Below are 13,819 nucleotides of genomic sequence, written 5' to 3' on the forward strand. Positions count from 1 at the left end.
GAGCTCCCCATGTCGCACCTGAAACGGCGCACCCTGCTCGGCGCGGCCGGCGCCGCCGCGCTCGTCTCGCTCGCCGGCTGCGGTGACGACGACCCGGCGAAAGGCCAGGACTACACCGGTCACCGCGACGGCGCCATGGACGGCTACGGCATGGGCACGCAGTTCACCGCCGCCCAGCCGCTGACGTTCTCCATCATGATGCTGAGCAACGCCGGCTACCCGTACAAGGCCGACTGGCTGTTCTTCAAGGAGCTCACGAAGCGTACCAACGTGACGCTGCAGGCCACCGTCGTGCCGGGCAGCGACTACAACCAGAAGCGCAGCGTCGTCGTCGCGGCCGGCGACGCACCGATGATCATCCCGAAGACGTACCACCCCGACGAGGAGGCGTACATCGCCAGCGGGGCGATCCTGCCGGTCAGCGACCACCTCGACCTCATGCCGAACTTCCGCGACCAGGTCGCCAGGTGGAACCTGCAGGCCGACCTCGACACGTACCGGCAGGAGGACGGCAAGTTCTACCTGCTGCCGGGCCTGCACGAGGACGTCTGGTCCGAGTACTCCGTCGCGGTGCGCACCGACGTGCTGCAGCAGCTCGGCCTGCAGGTGCCGAAGACGTGGGAGGACCTGCGGACGGTCCTGCGGGCGATGAAGGCCGCGCACCCCGACGTGTACCCGCTGTCGGACCGCTGGAGCAGCCCGGCCAACCCCGGCGCCAACAACCTGCTGTCGATCGTCGGCGCCGCGTACGGCACCCTGGCCGGCTGGAGCTATCAGCACGCCAGCTGGGACGACGCGGCGAAGGCGTTCGTCTACACCGGCGCGTCCCCGCAGTACAAGCAGCTGGTCGAGTACCTCAGCTCGCTCGTCGCGGAGAAGCTTGTCGACCCCGAGAGCTTCACCCAGTCCGACGACATCGCCAAGCAGAAGTTCGCCAACGGCCGGTCGTTCGTGATCAGCTGCAACGCGCAGACCGTCGTCAACGAGCTGCGCCCGGGCATCGCGAAGATCCCCGGGGCGACCGTGTCGAAGATCCCCCCACCGACCGGCCCGATGGGCGACACGAAGGCCGGGTCCCGCCTGGAGGGCGGGGTCATGATCTCCGCCAAGGCCCGCGACAGCAAGCACTTCGTCGCGCTCATGCAGTTCATGGACTGGCTGTACTACTCGCCCCAGGGCAAGCTCTTCGCCAAGTGGGGTGTGGAAGGCACCACGTACACCGGCAGCGTCGAGGACGGCACGTTCAAGCTCGCGCCGGACGTCAACTGGGGCGGGCTCAACCCGCCCGGCACGAAGAACCTCCAGGTCGAGTACGGCTTCTCCAACGGCGTGTTCAGCTACGGCGGCAGCACCAAGCTGCTCAACTCCCAGTTCCCGAAGGAGGAGCAGCTGATCCAGGACGTGCTGAACGGCCGGAAGAACCAGCCGCTGGCACCCCCGCACCCGCTCAACGCCGACGAACGCGAGCAGGCGACGCTGTGGGAGACGACGCTCAAGGACCACGTCAACCAGCAGACGCTGAAGTTCATCCTCGGCCAGCGCCCGCTGAGCGAGTGGGACACCTACGTGAGCGAGCTCAAGGGCAAGAACATGACCCGCTACATCGAGGTCGTCAACGCCGCCTACAACCGGTACAAGAAGAATCACCCGTGACCGGGCGCTTCCGTGACGCGTGGCGGCACTGCATCGGGGCCGGGCGGTTCGAGCTCGCGCTGCGCCGCGACTACCAGGACTCCCTGGCGCTGCTGCAGCGGGAGATCGGGTTCCGGCACATCCGCCAGCACGGGCTGTTCAGCGCCGGCGCCGGCGTGCACCGGCCGTACGAGTACGCCGGCGAGCGGCGGGTCCTGCACTCCTTCACCTACGTCGACCAGGTGGTCGACGCGTACCTGGGGCTCGGGATCCGGCCGTTCGTGGAGCTCGGCTTCATGCCGCCGGGGCTCGCGTCCGGCGACCAGACCGTGTTCTGGTGGCGCGGCAACGTCACGCCGCCGAACGACCGCGCCGAGTGGGCGGCGCTGGTCCGCGGCACCGTCGCGCACCTCGTCGACCGGTACGGCCTCGACGAGGTGCGCGGCTGGCCGATCGAGGTGTGGAACGAGCCCGACCTGAAGGACTTCTGGCAGCACGCGGACCAGGACGCCTACCACGACCTGTACGAGGCGGCCGCCCACGCCGTGAAGGACGTCGACGCCGGGCTCCAGGTGGGCGGGCCGGCCCTCTCGCCGGGCGCGGACGACGGCTGGCTGCCGCGGTTCGCCGAGTTCGTGTCCGCGCGCGACGTCCCGATCGACTTCGTGAGCCGCCACGCGTACACCTCCGGCGCCGCCCGGCACGTGCCCTTCGGCGTGCACCAGACGCTCGCGCCGGCGACGACGCTCCTCGACCAGTTCGCCGCACCGGGGCGGCAGCTCGCCGGCACGGCCCTCGAAGGGCTGCCGGTGCACATCACCGAGTTCAACTCCTCCTACCGCCCCGACAACCCCGTCCACGACACCGCGTTCCACGCGGCATACCTGGCGCCGGTCGTCGCGGCGGCTGGGGACGTCGTGGACTCGTTCTCCTACTGGACGTTCTGCGACGTGTTCGAGGAGAACGGGATCCCGGCGGCGCTGTTCCACGGCGGGTTCGGGCTGCTCACCCACCGGCAGATCCGCAAGCCCACGTTCCACCTGTACGCCTTCCTCGCCCGCATGGGCGACGAGGTCGTAGCGCGCGGCGACGACCACCTCGTCACCCGCGACGGCGCCGGCCGGGTCACCGTCCTGGCGTGGGCCTCCGGGCACGGGCAGCGCGTCCGGCTGACCGTGCCCGCCGGACCCCCGGGCGGCGCCGCGTATGTGGCCCGCTCGTCGGTGTCGGAGGAGGCGGGCAATGCCTGGGCGGCGTGGCGGGAGATGGGCAGCCCGCGCTCGCCCGGCGTGCGGCAGCTCGACGCGCTGCGGGAGGCGTCCGAGCCGGCCCGCCGCCACTGGAGCGCGCCGGTCGTGGACGGACGGGTCGACCTGGACCTGACCCTCGCCGCGCACGAGGTGACCCTGGTCGAGGTGACCCCGGTCCACGACGAGACGCCGCCGTGGTGGGACGACACGCGGATCCTGGGCGGCCCGGCATGAGGCTCGGGCGGGTCGCGGCGCGGGTCTACCCGTTGCTGGTGGTGGAGCTGCTGCTGGTCGCCACCGTCGCGCCCGGGCTGGCGCTGCTGGTCCTGCTCGACCGGAGCGTCGTCGTGGCCGCCGGCGCCCTGCCGGTCGGGCCGGCGCTGTCCGCCGCCCTCTACGCGCTGCACCGGCAGCCGGCCGACCCCGCCGACCTGCGCCCCGCCGCCGCGTTCTGGCGCGGCTACCGGCTCAACGCCCTTGCCGCACTGCGGATCTGGGCGCCGCTGGTGGCGGTCCTGGCCGTGGTGGCCGTCAGCCTCCTGCACCGGGATGCGGCGGGTGTACCGGTGTGGTGGTCGGGCCTGCTCGTGCTCATCGCCGCGGTGGCCACGCTCGTCGCCGTCACCGCCCTGGTCATCGCGTCGCTGTTCGTCTTCCGGCCCGCCGACGTCCTGCGGCTCGCCGCCCACTTCCTCGCCGCCCGCCCGGCTGTCGCCCTCGGCACCGCGGCCGTGCTGCTGGCGGCGCTCGCGGTCACGGTGCTGCTGTCGGAGGCGGTGCTGCTGCTCCTCGCCTCCGCGTTCGCCGCCGCGCTGCTGGCCGTCAGCCGCCCGATGATCGCCGGCATCACCGAGCGGTTCCTGGAGCCCCCCGGCGTCGCGGTGGTCGAGCGGCCATGACCGACGTCCATCCGGCCTGGCTCCCGCCGTCGGCGCTGCGAGCGGTCGGCTCGCGGCGCGTGCTCGTCCGCGGCGACGGACTGCTCGTGCGCACGGTGATCGCCGAGGTGGCGCAGGCGTGCGGGCGGCACGGCGGCGCGGTCGTCGCCGAGGCACCCGACCTGGTGCTCACCGTGTCCACGCCGGCCTGCGGGCCGGACGGGTTCGTCGTGTCCCGCGAGGACGGCGTCACCACGGTCGCGGCCGCCGACCCCGCGGGGCTGCTGTACGGGCTGTTCCACGTCGTGCGCCTCGGCGAGGCCGCGTTCGGCGACCCGTTCCCGCCGCGGGTGCACCGGCCCGCGTACGCCCGCCGCATGCTGGACCATTGGGACAACGTCGCCGTGCACCCCGTCATGGGCCAGGTCGAGCGCGGCTACTCCGGCGGCTCGCTCTTCTGGCGCGACGGCGCCCTGCGCGAGGACCTCGGCCGGGTCGCCGGCTACGCGCGGCTGCTGGCGGCGTGCGGCGTCAACGCCGTGACCGTCAACAACGTCAACGTCCGCGAGACGGAGACGCGGCTGCTCACCGACCGGATCGGCGACGTCGCCACCCTCGCCGGGATCTTCCGCCCGTACGGCGTCCGCGTCCACCTGTCGGTGAACTTCGCCGCGCCGTGCGCCGACCTCGGCACCGCCGACCCCCTCGACCCGCGGGTGCGGGCCTGGTGGGCCCTCGCGACCGACGGCGTCTACGCGGAGATCCCCGACTTCGGCGGGTACGTCGTGAAGGCCGACTCCGAGGGGCAGCCGGGGCCGTTCGCGTACGGGCGGACCCACGCCGACGGCGCGAACGTCCTCGCCGCGGCGCTCGCCCCGCACGGCGGCGTCGTGCACTGGCGGGCGTTCGTCTACGACCACCGGCAGGACTGGCGCGACCGGAGCACCGACCGGGCCCGCGCCGCGTACGACCACTTCGTGCCGCTCGACGGCCGGTTCCTCGACAACGTGATCCTGCAGGTGAAGCACGGCCCGATCGACTTCCAGGCGCGCGAGCCGGTGTCGCCGCTGATCGCCGCCGTGCCCGCCACGAACGTCGCCGTCGAGCTGCAGGTGACCCAGGAGTACACCGGCCAGCAGCGCCACGTGTGCTACCTCGCCCCGATGTGGAGCGAGGTGCTGCACACCGCCCGCGAGATGGCCACTGTGGACGGTCTCGCCGGCGTCTCCAACGCGGGCGACGACCCGTTCTGGACCGGGCATCCGCTCGCGCAGGCCAACCTGTACGCGTTCGGCCGGCTCGCGTGGGCGCCGGACCTCGACCCCGTCGCGATCCTCGACGAGTGGATCGGCCTGACGTTTCCCGGAGCGTCCGCCGTCGTCAGGGACACGCTGCACGCCGTCATGGACGACTCGTGGCGCACCTACGAGGCCTACACCGCACCGCTCGGCGTCGGGTTCATGGTCCGCCCCGGGCACCACTACGGGCCAGACGTCGACGGCTACGAGTACACGCCCTGGGGGACCTACCACTTCGCCGACCGCGACGGCGTCGGCGTGGACCGCACGTGCGCGACCGGGACCGGCTTCGCCGGGCAGTACCCGCCGGAGCTGGCGCGGGTGTACGAGTCGGTCTACGACTGCCCCGACGAGCTGCTGCTGTTCTTCCACCACGTGCCGTACGGGCACATCCTGCACGACGGCGGCACCGTCATCCAGCACATCTACGACACCCACTTCGCCGGCGCCGACGCGGTCGTGGCGATGCGCGACCGCTGGGCGCGGCTGCCGGTGTCGTCGGTCGGCCCGGCGTTCGCCGCGCGGGTCGCGGAGCTGCTCGACGAGCAGGTGCGCAGCGCCGCCGAGTGGCGCGACCAGGTCAACGCGTACTTCTTCCGCAAGTCCGGCGTCCGTGACGCCCACGGGCGCCGGATCCCCTGACCCGACCCCGCCTGATCGCCGTCGCGCTGGCCGTGGCGATGGCGGTCGCTGCCGGCGTCACCGTCGCGACCGCCGGCCCGGCCGCCGGGCCTTCAGACCTGTTGGAGCGCCCGGCGGATGGCGGCGGCGACGTGCTCGGGGTCGCGCTGGTCATGCACGACGATGACGGCGGTGCCGCCGCCCGAGCTCGTGTTCTTGCCCTTGTTCGTGCTGCCGTCCGCCGCACCGCCCGCCTCGGTGCCCGCTCCGGTGTCCGTGAACAGCGACACGACCTGCGCCATCGCGGCGTCGAGCTCCGCGACCGGCTCGGCGGTGTCACGCCGCAGCCACCGCCGCAGCACGTGGTTGTGGGCGGAGACGACGGCGGCCGCCATCAGCTCGGCCCGCAGCGCCGCGCCCGGGGCGGGGCCCCACGACTCGGCGATGAACTCGCGGAAGAGCCGCTGATACCGCGCGACGCTGGCGATCTCACGGTCCCGCAGCGTCGAGATCCGGCTGGTGAGCGCGTACCGCAGGCGGGCCCGGTCCCCTTCCTCGATGTACCGCAGCAGGACGAGGCGCACCGCCTCGGTGACCGCCACGATCGCCGTGTCCGCCGTCGACGTAGCGAGGCGCTCCTTCACGGTCGCGAGCAGGCGGTCGTGATCGGGGAAGATCACGTCCTCCTTCGACCGGTAGTGCCGGAACAGCGTCGTGCGCCCGACCCCCGCCCGGTCGGCGATGTCGTCTGCGGTCGTCTGCTCGTAGCCACGCTCGTCGAACAGCGCGAGGGCGGCGTCGACGAGCCGGTCTCGTACGGGAATCGCGGTCACGGTTCCATCCTTGCGCATCGCTTTGACCTGTTGCTTTAAGGTCCTGGTATCCAGTACCGTCCTGATGGTACGCAGTACCGATTCGTTCTGGGGAGGGCTCATGGTCCTGATGTTCGCTTCCGGCGCCGCTACTTCCCGCGCGTTGGCCTACGACCCGGTGCTGCGCTCCACCGACCTGTTCCGCAGCGTCGACCCGGACTCCGCCGCCGCCCTGGCCCAGGAGTTCGAGCGGCTCGACGCGGAGCGGGGCACGGTCCTGTACACCGAGGGCGACCCCGGCGACCGGCTCTACATCGTGCTGTCGGGCAAGGTGAAGATCAGCCGCCGCTCCCGCGACGGCCGCGAGGGCCTCATGGCGCTGCTCGGCCCGACCGACCACTTCGGCGACTTCGAGCTGCTCGACGGCGGCCCCCGCGTCGCCGCCGCCACCGTCGTCTCCGACGCCCGCCTCGCCGTGCTGCCCAAGCCCGTCCTGGACCGGTGGATCGCCCATCACCCGCACGTGGCGGAGCAGCTGCTGCGCGTCATCGCCCGCGGCATCCGCGGCCACCGCGCCGCCGTCGACGACCGCCTGTTCAGCGACGTGCCGGGCCGGGTCGCCGGCCGGCTCGTCCAGCTCGCTCAGCGCTTCGGCGTCGCCGAGGACGGCGCCACCCGCGTCGTGCACGACCTCACCCAGTCGGAGCTCGCCCAGTTCGTCGGGGCCTCGCGGGAATCGGTGAACAAGGTCCTCGCCGAGTACGCCGCCCGCGGCTGGGTCCGCCTGGAGCACAAGTGCGTCGTCATCCTCGACAACGCCCCGCTCGTCCGCCGCGCCCAGCGCGGCCGCCGCCGCTGACGGGCGTCTTCTAGGCTGGTCCGCGTGGACCTGGAGTTCAGCGGCGAGGTGTGGCACTGGCGCGGCCCGTCCCCGTTCCACTTCGTGACGGTGCCGGAGGACGAGTGCGCCGCGCTGCGCTCCGCGGCCTCCCTCGTCACCTACGGCTGGGGCATGATCCCGGTGACCGCCCGCATCGGCGACACCACCTGGACCACCTCCCTCTTCCCGAAGGACGGCGGCTATGTGGTCCCGCTGAAGGACCGCGTCCGCAAGGCCGAGGACATCGACCTCGCCGACACCGTGACCATCCGCCTCACCGTGGACGCCTAGACTGCCAGGCCGGGATCGATGAGTGCCCGGAGTGCCGCGCAGTGCGCCGTGTAGGCCGTGCGCCCGGCGCGTGTCATCGAGAACGTCGTGCTCGCGCCCCGTCCGTGACCGTCCTTGGTGGACTTGACGTAGTCGGCCGCTTCCAGTGCTGACATCTGCTTGGACAGGTCGGAGTCGGTGAGTCGCAGTTGTTCCTTGAGGAACCGGAACGACACCGACGGCGCGTTGGCCAGGATCGCCATCGCCGCGAGCCGCTTGGGGACGTGAATGACCGGATCGAGGTCGCCGATCACGCCAGCCGGTCCCGGACCTCGGCGGCGGCGACGGCGTACTTGCGCTCGTAGACGGCGAGTCCGGCGGTGACGAGCACGAAGGCGGCGGCCGCGGCCACCGGCACGCCACCGAACCACCACGCCGGCGCGACCAGTGCCGCGATGACCACGAGGCCGGCGAAGTAGCCGCGCCACACCGCGGCGATCTCCGCGGGTGGTTTGCCGTGGCCGGGCATCGGGAGCGCTCCGTGCCGCCGGCGCATCCAGGTCAGGAAGAGCACCTCGGCCGAGAGCAGGATCGCGAGCGAGGCGGCGAACAGTGCGCCGTTCTCCCGCCACCAGATGAAGCATCCGATGAACGCGGCGGTCCACGCGCCGACGGCCGGGGCGTACCACCACGGGGTCGCCGGGTACTGGACGTAGGGCGCGGCGGCGGCGCGCTCCACGAGGAGCAGTTGGTCGCGTGCCTCATTACTTTCCATACTGGAAACTATAACGAGTACTTTCCAGTATGGAAAGCTTGGTTCCGGCTCCTCGAGTCGCCGCAGCCGGGACGGCACCACGTGCTTGGTCCGGCCCGGTGCCGAGCCTCCTGGCCGCTAGCGCGCCGGGGGCGTGATCGCGGCGACCACGGCCGAGCGCGGTGAGCGCCTGCCGAGCAGGCTCTGGGCGTACACGGCGTAGGTGTACTCCGTAGAGCCCTTCAGGCCCTTGAGCGTCACGTCGGTGCGGTTGGTCGTCACGACCCGGGTCTCGCCCGCGCCGTTGACGGCGACCACCTGGTACCTCGTGCCGCCGATCCTGTCCGGGCGGCGCTGCCAGGCGAGCCGGACGCTGCTCGAGGTCACGTCCGTGACGGTCAACCCCCGCGGGGCGTGGCTCTTGGGGCCGACGCCGGCGGCGGCCGCGCTGTTGCGGAACACCGTCGCCTCTCGCGTGTCCGTGTCGAGGCCGTTGGGGCCGTCGATGAACCGCCGTCCCCAGGCCGTGCGGCTGTTGCCGTCGAAGTTGTTCACCAGGTCCAGGTAGCTGAACTGCTTGTCGTTGCCGCTCCAGGACCAGCCGAGGTAGCCGAGGTGCTGTGCCTGCGCAGTGGCCATGATGGCGTCCTCGTCCGGCTTGCCCCACTGATGCTGGCTGGAGAACTCGCCGATGAGAATCGGCAGGTGGCGCGTGGTGAACGAGGTGAGGTAGCCGTTGACCTTCGCCCCGGTGTTGAACATGCCGTACATGTGGATGTCGAACGCGGTGTTGCCGGTGGGGTCGGCGGCGAGGACCCGCTCGGCGTTGTCGCGCATGACGAACGACTCGTCCTGGCCCCAGCCGGGGCCGTCGACCAGCAGCGTGTGCTTGAAGCCGGCGGCGCGCAGCCGGCGGATCGCGTCGGCGGTCTGCTGGACCCAGGGCCACGTGGTGCCGTTGGCGAACGGCTCGTCGGCGATGTTGACGATGACATCGTCCTCGTGGCCGGCCAGCGTGTCGCGCAGGCTGAGCCAGAACTGCACCGCCTCCGCCATCGGTGCCGCCTTCTTGTCCTGGCCGAAGCCGGCGGTGTCGTGCGCGTCGAAGATGCAGATCAGCCGGTTCTGCCGGCACAGCTCGATGACGGTTGCCACCTCCCGGGCCGGGGCCCGCCGGAACTGGTGGCCGATGCCGAGGGTGACCCGCACCGCGTTGGCGCCCGCCGCCTTGATGGCCGCGAAGGAGCTGTTGTGGTTCGGGTACCACATGAAGTCGTGGTTGACGCCGCGCAGCACGAGGTCGCTGCCGTTGGCCTCGACGAGCCGGCCGTCGCGCACCTGGATGCCGATGTGCGGCTCGGCGGCATGCGCCCGGCCCGGCGTCACGAACACGGCCAGGAGCGTGGCCACCGTCAGCACCGCCCGCACCACCCGGGTCCGGCCGGCAGTACGCGGTCGAGCCGGGCGCCTTGTGCACGCAGGCAGCACGTCGTCGCGCCGGGCCGGCCTGAGCAAAACGTTGGCGTCGGTGGTCACGGCCCCTGCGGATACCCCGGGTCGTCCGCTCCTACCCGCACCGCCGGGTGACCCGGACGGGCGGCGGCCGGCGCCGCGCCCACCCCGTAGCCGCCCGGCCGCCCCCCACGTGGGCTGGCCGCCGCTGGCAACGGACCTGCGGAGTGGGCTGAGACCCTACAGCGGCCAGTGCTGGAGGGCGGTGTCCAGCCAGGGGACTACCAGCAGGACCGTCGGCAGGACGAGGATCGCGGCGGCCAGGGTGTAGACGGCGGCGGCGAGGCGGGAGTCGGTGGGTGGGGCGCCGGGGGCCAGGCGGTCGAGGCGCCACCGGCGTTCGCGGTCGGTGTCGTGCGCCTCGAGCTCGAGGTCGCCGGCCGGGGCGCTGAGTGACCGCAGGGCCGCGTGCACCGGCTCGTCGCCGTGGACGCGGCGGGCGGCGTCGTCGGCCAGGGCCTCCAGGAGCAGGTGGACGGCGTCCAGGGGGGCGCGGCTGCGCAGTGGGGCGGGGACGGCGCGGTAGAAGGCGGTGAACGACTCCATCACGACGTCGTGGCGGGCGCGCAGGTGGGCCCGCTCGTGGGCGAGGACCGCGGCCACCTGCGGCTCGCTCAGCAGGCGCAGGGTGCCCTCGCTGAGCACGATCCTGGGGGAGCGGCCCGGCACGCAGTACGCGAACGGCAGCCCGCCCTCCAGGACCCGCAGCGGCACGTCGCCGTCGATCGTGGCCCGGGAGAGCAGGTCGGCCAGCATGCGGTGGCGGGCACGGCGCACGCGCGACCGGTACGCCACCAGGAACAGCGACACGAGCAGCCGCACCACGATGACGGCGGCGACGGCCAGGGCCGTGACGAGGGCGGCGACGGCGAGCGTGGTGCCGCGGGCCCGGACCAGCTCCTCGGGGCCGGCGAGCACCACGCCCAGCGCGCACAGGACGGCGGCGAGGGTGATCGCCTGCCACAGCGCGACGGCGGCGCCGGGGGCCCGGGAGGTCCAGCGCGCCCTGGCGAGGGGGCCGGGGACGACGAGGGACAGGGTCAGCCCGAGCGCGCCCAGCAGGAGCGCGGTCACCGGTCCTTGGCGGCCTTCATCGCGGCGGTGAGCGCGTCCAGGCCGATCCGGCCGACGAAGTGCGCCAGGGCCGCGTCGCGGGCGGCGCCGTCGGGTGCGGCGCTGAGGGCGTCGAGCATGAGCGCCGCGGTCATCTCCTCGCGCGTCTGGGTGGCGGTGTACCGGTAGGCGCGGTCCGCCTTCTGCTGGGTGACGACGCCCTTCTTGGCCAGCCGGTCCAGCACCGTCATCACGGTCGTGTACGCGAGGCCCCGCGACGGGTCGAGCCGCTCGTGCACCTGCCGGACGGTCAGCGGCTCCCCGGCGTCCCACAGCTGCGCCATGACCTCGCGCTCAAGGTCTCCCAGTCCGGCCATGGCTTCAGTGTAACCGGGATTACGGTGCGCGTCGTACTACAGCACGTAGTATCTACTACGAGATGTCGTAGAGGGGGATCCATGGACGTGCTCGACCTGACGCGGCTGCAGTTCGCGGTGGTCACGCTCTACCACTACCTGTTCGTGCCACTGTCGATCAGCCTGTCCGCGGCGACCGCCGGCCTGCAGATCGCCTGGATGCGCACCGGCGACGACAAGTACCGGCAGCTCACGATGCTCGTCGGCAAGCTGCTCATCGTCACCTTCGCCGTCGGCGTCGTCACCGGCCTGGTGCAGGAGTTCCAGTTCGGGCTCGCCTGGAGCGAGTTCGCCCGCTTCTACGGCGACGTCTTCGGGCCCACCCTCGCCATCGAGGGCATGCTCGCGTTCTTCCTCGAGGCCACGTTCCTCGCGCTGTGGTACTTCGGCTGGGACCGGCTGTCGCGCCGGGTCCACCTGGCGACCATCGTCGTCGTGGCGGTCGGCACCCTGCTGTCGGCGTTCATCATCCTGGCCGCCAACTCGTTCATGCAGCACCCGGTCGCCTACGAGCTCGACCCCGTCACCGGCCGCGCCCGCCTCACCAGCTTCAGCGAGCTGCTGCTCAACAAGGTCAACCTCGCCGCGTTCCCGCACACCATGTCGGGCGCGGTCATGGTCGGCGGCGCGCTCCTGCTCGCCGTCGGCGCCTGGCGGCTGCGCGATGCCGCCGACGGGGACACGTTCAGGACCCTCGCCCGGCTCGGCGCCTGGATGACCGCCGCCGGCGGCGCGTTCACCGCCCTCACCGGCGACCACCTCGGCAAGGTCATCACGCAGGTGCAGCCGATGAAGATGGCCGCCGCGGAAGCGCTCTACGCCACCACGACCGGCGCGCCGTTCTCCGTCTTCGCGATCCCCGGCTTCAGCATCGAGGTGCCCCGGCTGCTGTCGATCCTCGCGTACGGCAGTCCCGACGCGACCGTCGCCGGCATGGACGACCTCCAGGCGCAGTACAGCGCCGCCTACGGCCCCGGCAGCTACGTGCCGATGATCCCGGTGGCGTTCTGGACCTTCCGCCTCATGATCGGCGCAGGGATGCTCGCGATGGGTTTCGCGCTGCTGTACCTGTGGCGCACCCGGCGCAACCGGCGGCCCGACGCGTGGATGGTCCGGGCGGCGATCCTGCTGCCGCTGCTGCCCGCCGCCGCCAACAGCCTCGGCTGGATCTTCACCGAGACCGCCCGGCAGCCGTGGATCGCGTTCGGCCTGTCGAAGGTCGCCGACGGCATCTCCCCGGGCCTCACCACCGGCGAGGTCCTCGCGTCGCTGCTCGCGTTCACCGCCGTCTACGGGGTCCTCGCCGTCGCCTGGCTGCGCCTCGTCCGGCACCTCGCCCGCAAGCCGCTGGCAGCGCCCGACCCGGTGGCGGCCGACCCCGAACCCGCCCTGAGCTACTGAGGAGACCTCGATGAGCCTGGTCGTCATCTGGTACGCGCTGATCGTCCTCTGCTGGGTGCTGTTCTTCGTCCTGGAGGGCTTCGACTTCGGCGTCGGGCTGCTCAGCCCGCTGCTCGGCCGCGACGAGCACGAACGCGCCGCCGCCGTGCGCACCATCGGCCCGTTCTGGGACGGCAACGAGGTGTGGCTGGTCGCCGCGATCGGCGTCACGTTCGCCGCGTTCCCGTCCTGGTACGCCGCGCTGCTCTCCGGCCTGTACCTGCCGATGGTCGCGATCCTGCTGCTGCTCGCCGGCCGCGGCGTCGCCCTGGAGTTCCGCGGCAAGCACGACTCGCCGCGCTGGCGCCGCCGGTGCGACCTGGTCCTCGCCGCCTGCTCGGCCGGCGTCGTGCTCCTGTGGGGCGCCGTGCTCACCGTCTTCGTCCGCGGGCTCGCCCTCGACGCCGGCGGCGAGGTCAGCGGCGGCGGGCTCGGCCGCACCCTCACGCCGGTCCTCACCCCGGCGGCCGGCCTCGGCGCGCTGGTCGCCCTCACCGCCGCGGTCCTGCTCGGCGCCACCTTCCTGGCCCTGCGCACCACCGGCCCCGTCCGCCGGCGGGCCGGGCTCCTGGCGCGCCGGGTCGCGCTCGCGGCCGCGGTCGCGGCGCTCGTCGTCGCCGGCGGTGCCGCTCTTGCGGGGGCCGCCGCCACGGTACTGGTGGCGTCGGCCGCGGCCGTGCCCCTCGCCGGGGTCGCCGTCCTGACCCGCCGGGCGGGGACGCGGTGGGAGGCATTCTCGTTCGGCCTGGTCGCGCTCGCGGTCGCGGGCGCCGTCGTGGCCACGCTGACCGCCAACGGCGACGTGGTCCTGCCGAGCACCCTGTCGGGCGCGTGGTCGCTGACCATGTCGGAGGCTGCCGCGACCGGCTCCGCGCTGCGCCTGATCAGCGCCGCCGCCGTCGTCGTGCTCCCCGGCGTCCTCGTCTACCAGGCGTGGTCGTACCGCGTCTTCCGGCAGCGCGTCGCCAGCGAACGGATCGCCTCATGAGCCGGGCGGCGGGTC

14 protein-coding genes are annotated in these 13,819 nt (G+C 72.6%); 8 read left to right on the forward strand and 6 right to left on the reverse strand.

Annotation, left to right across the window (positions count from 1 at the left end; all coding sequences use genetic code 11):
* Window positions 1–9 precede the first annotated feature (9 nt).
* From ACFY3L_RS20010 to ACFY3L_RS20025, 4 genes are read left to right on the forward strand one after another with little or no spacing between them, the layout of a single operon-like run.
* On the forward strand, window positions 10–1,653 hold the full coding sequence (locus ACFY3L_RS20010) for an extracellular solute-binding protein (RefSeq protein ID WP_389325701.1): 1,644 nt from the start codon (window positions 10–12) through the stop codon (window positions 1,651–1,653).
* Window positions 1,650–3,116, forward strand: a complete 1,467-nt coding sequence (locus ACFY3L_RS20015; RefSeq protein WP_389325704.1) for a xylan 1,4-beta-xylosidase — start codon at window positions 1,650–1,652, stop codon at window positions 3,114–3,116. Before ACFY3L_RS20010 ends, ACFY3L_RS20015 begins: the two co-directional genes overlap by 4 nt.
* On the forward strand, window positions 3,113–3,781 hold the full coding sequence (locus ACFY3L_RS20020) for a hypothetical protein (RefSeq protein WP_389325707.1): 669 nt from the start codon (window positions 3,113–3,115) through the stop codon (window positions 3,779–3,781). Before ACFY3L_RS20015 ends, ACFY3L_RS20020 begins: the two co-directional genes overlap by 4 nt.
* Window positions 3,778–5,700, forward strand: a complete 1,923-nt coding sequence (locus ACFY3L_RS20025; RefSeq protein WP_389325710.1) for an alpha-glucuronidase — start codon at window positions 3,778–3,780, stop codon at window positions 5,698–5,700. The genes ACFY3L_RS20020 and ACFY3L_RS20025 overlap by 4 nt, the downstream gene beginning before the upstream one ends.
* 92 nt (window positions 5,701–5,792) lie before the next feature.
* On the opposite strand, the gene ACFY3L_RS20030 is transcribed toward ACFY3L_RS20025, so the two are convergent.
* Window positions 5,793–6,512 (reverse strand): TetR/AcrR family transcriptional regulator, encoded by a 720-nt coding sequence (locus ACFY3L_RS20030; RefSeq protein ID WP_389325712.1) that lies wholly within the window; start codon window positions 6,510–6,512, stop codon window positions 5,793–5,795.
* Between the two features lie 109 nt (window positions 6,513–6,621).
* Between ACFY3L_RS20030 and ACFY3L_RS20035 the strand changes: the two genes are divergently transcribed.
* Together ACFY3L_RS20035 and ACFY3L_RS20040 are read left to right on the forward strand one after the other, a co-directional pair.
* A complete protein-coding gene (locus ACFY3L_RS20035) occupies window positions 6,622–7,350 on the forward strand; it encodes a Crp/Fnr family transcriptional regulator (protein WP_389326094.1) in 729 nt (242 codons plus the stop codon).
* A 24-nt stretch (window positions 7,351–7,374) separates the two neighbouring features.
* Entirely contained in the window at window positions 7,375–7,662 is a 288-nt protein-coding gene (locus ACFY3L_RS20040; protein WP_389325715.1) for a DUF1905 domain-containing protein, read from the forward strand.
* On the opposite strand, the gene ACFY3L_RS20045 is transcribed toward ACFY3L_RS20040, so the two are convergent.
* The 5 genes from ACFY3L_RS20045 to ACFY3L_RS20065 form a co-directional block, all read right to left on the reverse strand.
* Window positions 7,659–7,955, reverse strand: coding sequence for a winged helix-turn-helix domain-containing protein (locus ACFY3L_RS20045; protein WP_389325717.1), 297 nt, complete (start codon window positions 7,953–7,955; stop codon window positions 7,659–7,661). The two genes, ACFY3L_RS20040 and ACFY3L_RS20045, sit on opposite strands and share 4 nt — an antisense overlap.
* Window positions 7,952–8,416 carry a hypothetical protein gene (locus ACFY3L_RS20050; RefSeq protein WP_389325720.1) on the reverse strand — a complete coding sequence of 155 codons (465 nt, stop codon included), beginning with the start codon at window positions 8,414–8,416 and terminating at the stop codon, window positions 7,952–7,954. The genes ACFY3L_RS20045 and ACFY3L_RS20050 overlap by 4 nt, the downstream gene beginning before the upstream one ends.
* 117 nt (window positions 8,417–8,533) lie before the next feature.
* Window positions 8,534–9,805, reverse strand: coding sequence for a cellulase family glycosylhydrolase (locus ACFY3L_RS20055; protein WP_389325723.1), 1,272 nt, complete (start codon window positions 9,803–9,805; stop codon window positions 8,534–8,536).
* A 282-nt stretch (window positions 9,806–10,087) separates the two neighbouring features.
* Complete coding sequence (locus tag ACFY3L_RS20060) at window positions 10,088–10,981, reverse strand: M56 family metallopeptidase (RefSeq protein WP_389325726.1); 894 nt, start codon at window positions 10,979–10,981, stop codon at window positions 10,088–10,090.
* Window positions 10,978–11,337: a BlaI/MecI/CopY family transcriptional regulator gene (locus tag ACFY3L_RS20065; protein ID WP_389325729.1), complete on the reverse strand. Its 360-nt coding sequence runs from the start codon at window positions 11,335–11,337 to the stop codon at window positions 10,978–10,980. Before ACFY3L_RS20065 ends, ACFY3L_RS20060 begins: the two co-directional genes overlap by 4 nt.
* Before the next feature lie 81 nt (window positions 11,338–11,418).
* On the opposite strand from ACFY3L_RS20065, the gene ACFY3L_RS20070 reads away from it, so the two are divergent.
* Both ACFY3L_RS20070 and cydB read left to right on the forward strand, forming a co-directional pair.
* A complete protein-coding gene (locus tag ACFY3L_RS20070) occupies window positions 11,419–12,777 on the forward strand; it encodes a cytochrome ubiquinol oxidase subunit I (RefSeq protein WP_389325732.1) in 1,359 nt (452 codons plus the stop codon).
* A 10-nt stretch (window positions 12,778–12,787) separates the two neighbouring features.
* Window positions 12,788–13,804, forward strand: a complete 1,017-nt coding sequence (gene cydB / locus ACFY3L_RS20075; protein ID WP_389325735.1) for a cytochrome d ubiquinol oxidase subunit II — start codon at window positions 12,788–12,790, stop codon at window positions 13,802–13,804.
* Window positions 13,805–13,819 lie beyond the last annotated feature (15 nt).

Origin of the sequence: Dactylosporangium sp. NPDC000521 (genome assembly GCF_042898305.1) — a bacterium.
Lineage (GTDB): Bacteria > Actinomycetota > Actinomycetes > Mycobacteriales > Micromonosporaceae > Dactylosporangium.

Bases quoted from the DNA above. Each gene is read 5' to 3' on its own strand.
- ACFY3L_RS20010 (WP_389325701.1), top strand. From the start codon at position 10: ATGTCGCACCTGAAACGGCGCACCCTGCTCGGCGCGGCCGGCGCCGCC.
- ACFY3L_RS20020 (WP_389325707.1), top strand. From the start codon at position 3,113: ATGAGGCTCGGGCGGGTCGCGGCGCGGGTCTACCCGTTGCTGGTGGTG.
- ACFY3L_RS20025 (WP_389325710.1), top strand. From the start codon at position 3,778: ATGACCGACGTCCATCCGGCCTGGCTCCCGCCGTCGGCGCTGCGAGCG.
- ACFY3L_RS20035 (WP_389326094.1), top strand. From the start codon at position 6,622: ATGTTCGCTTCCGGCGCCGCTACTTCCCGCGCGTTGGCCTACGACCCG.
- ACFY3L_RS20050 (WP_389325720.1), bottom strand. From the start codon at position 8,416: ATGGAAAGTAATGAGGCACGCGACCAACTGCTCCTCGTGGAGCGCGCC.
- ACFY3L_RS20065 (WP_389325729.1), bottom strand. From the start codon at position 11,337: ATGGCCGGACTGGGAGACCTTGAGCGCGAGGTCATGGCGCAGCTGTGG.
- ACFY3L_RS20070 (WP_389325732.1), top strand. From the start codon at position 11,419: ATGGACGTGCTCGACCTGACGCGGCTGCAGTTCGCGGTGGTCACGCTC.
- cydB (WP_389325735.1), top strand. From the start codon at position 12,788: ATGAGCCTGGTCGTCATCTGGTACGCGCTGATCGTCCTCTGCTGGGTG.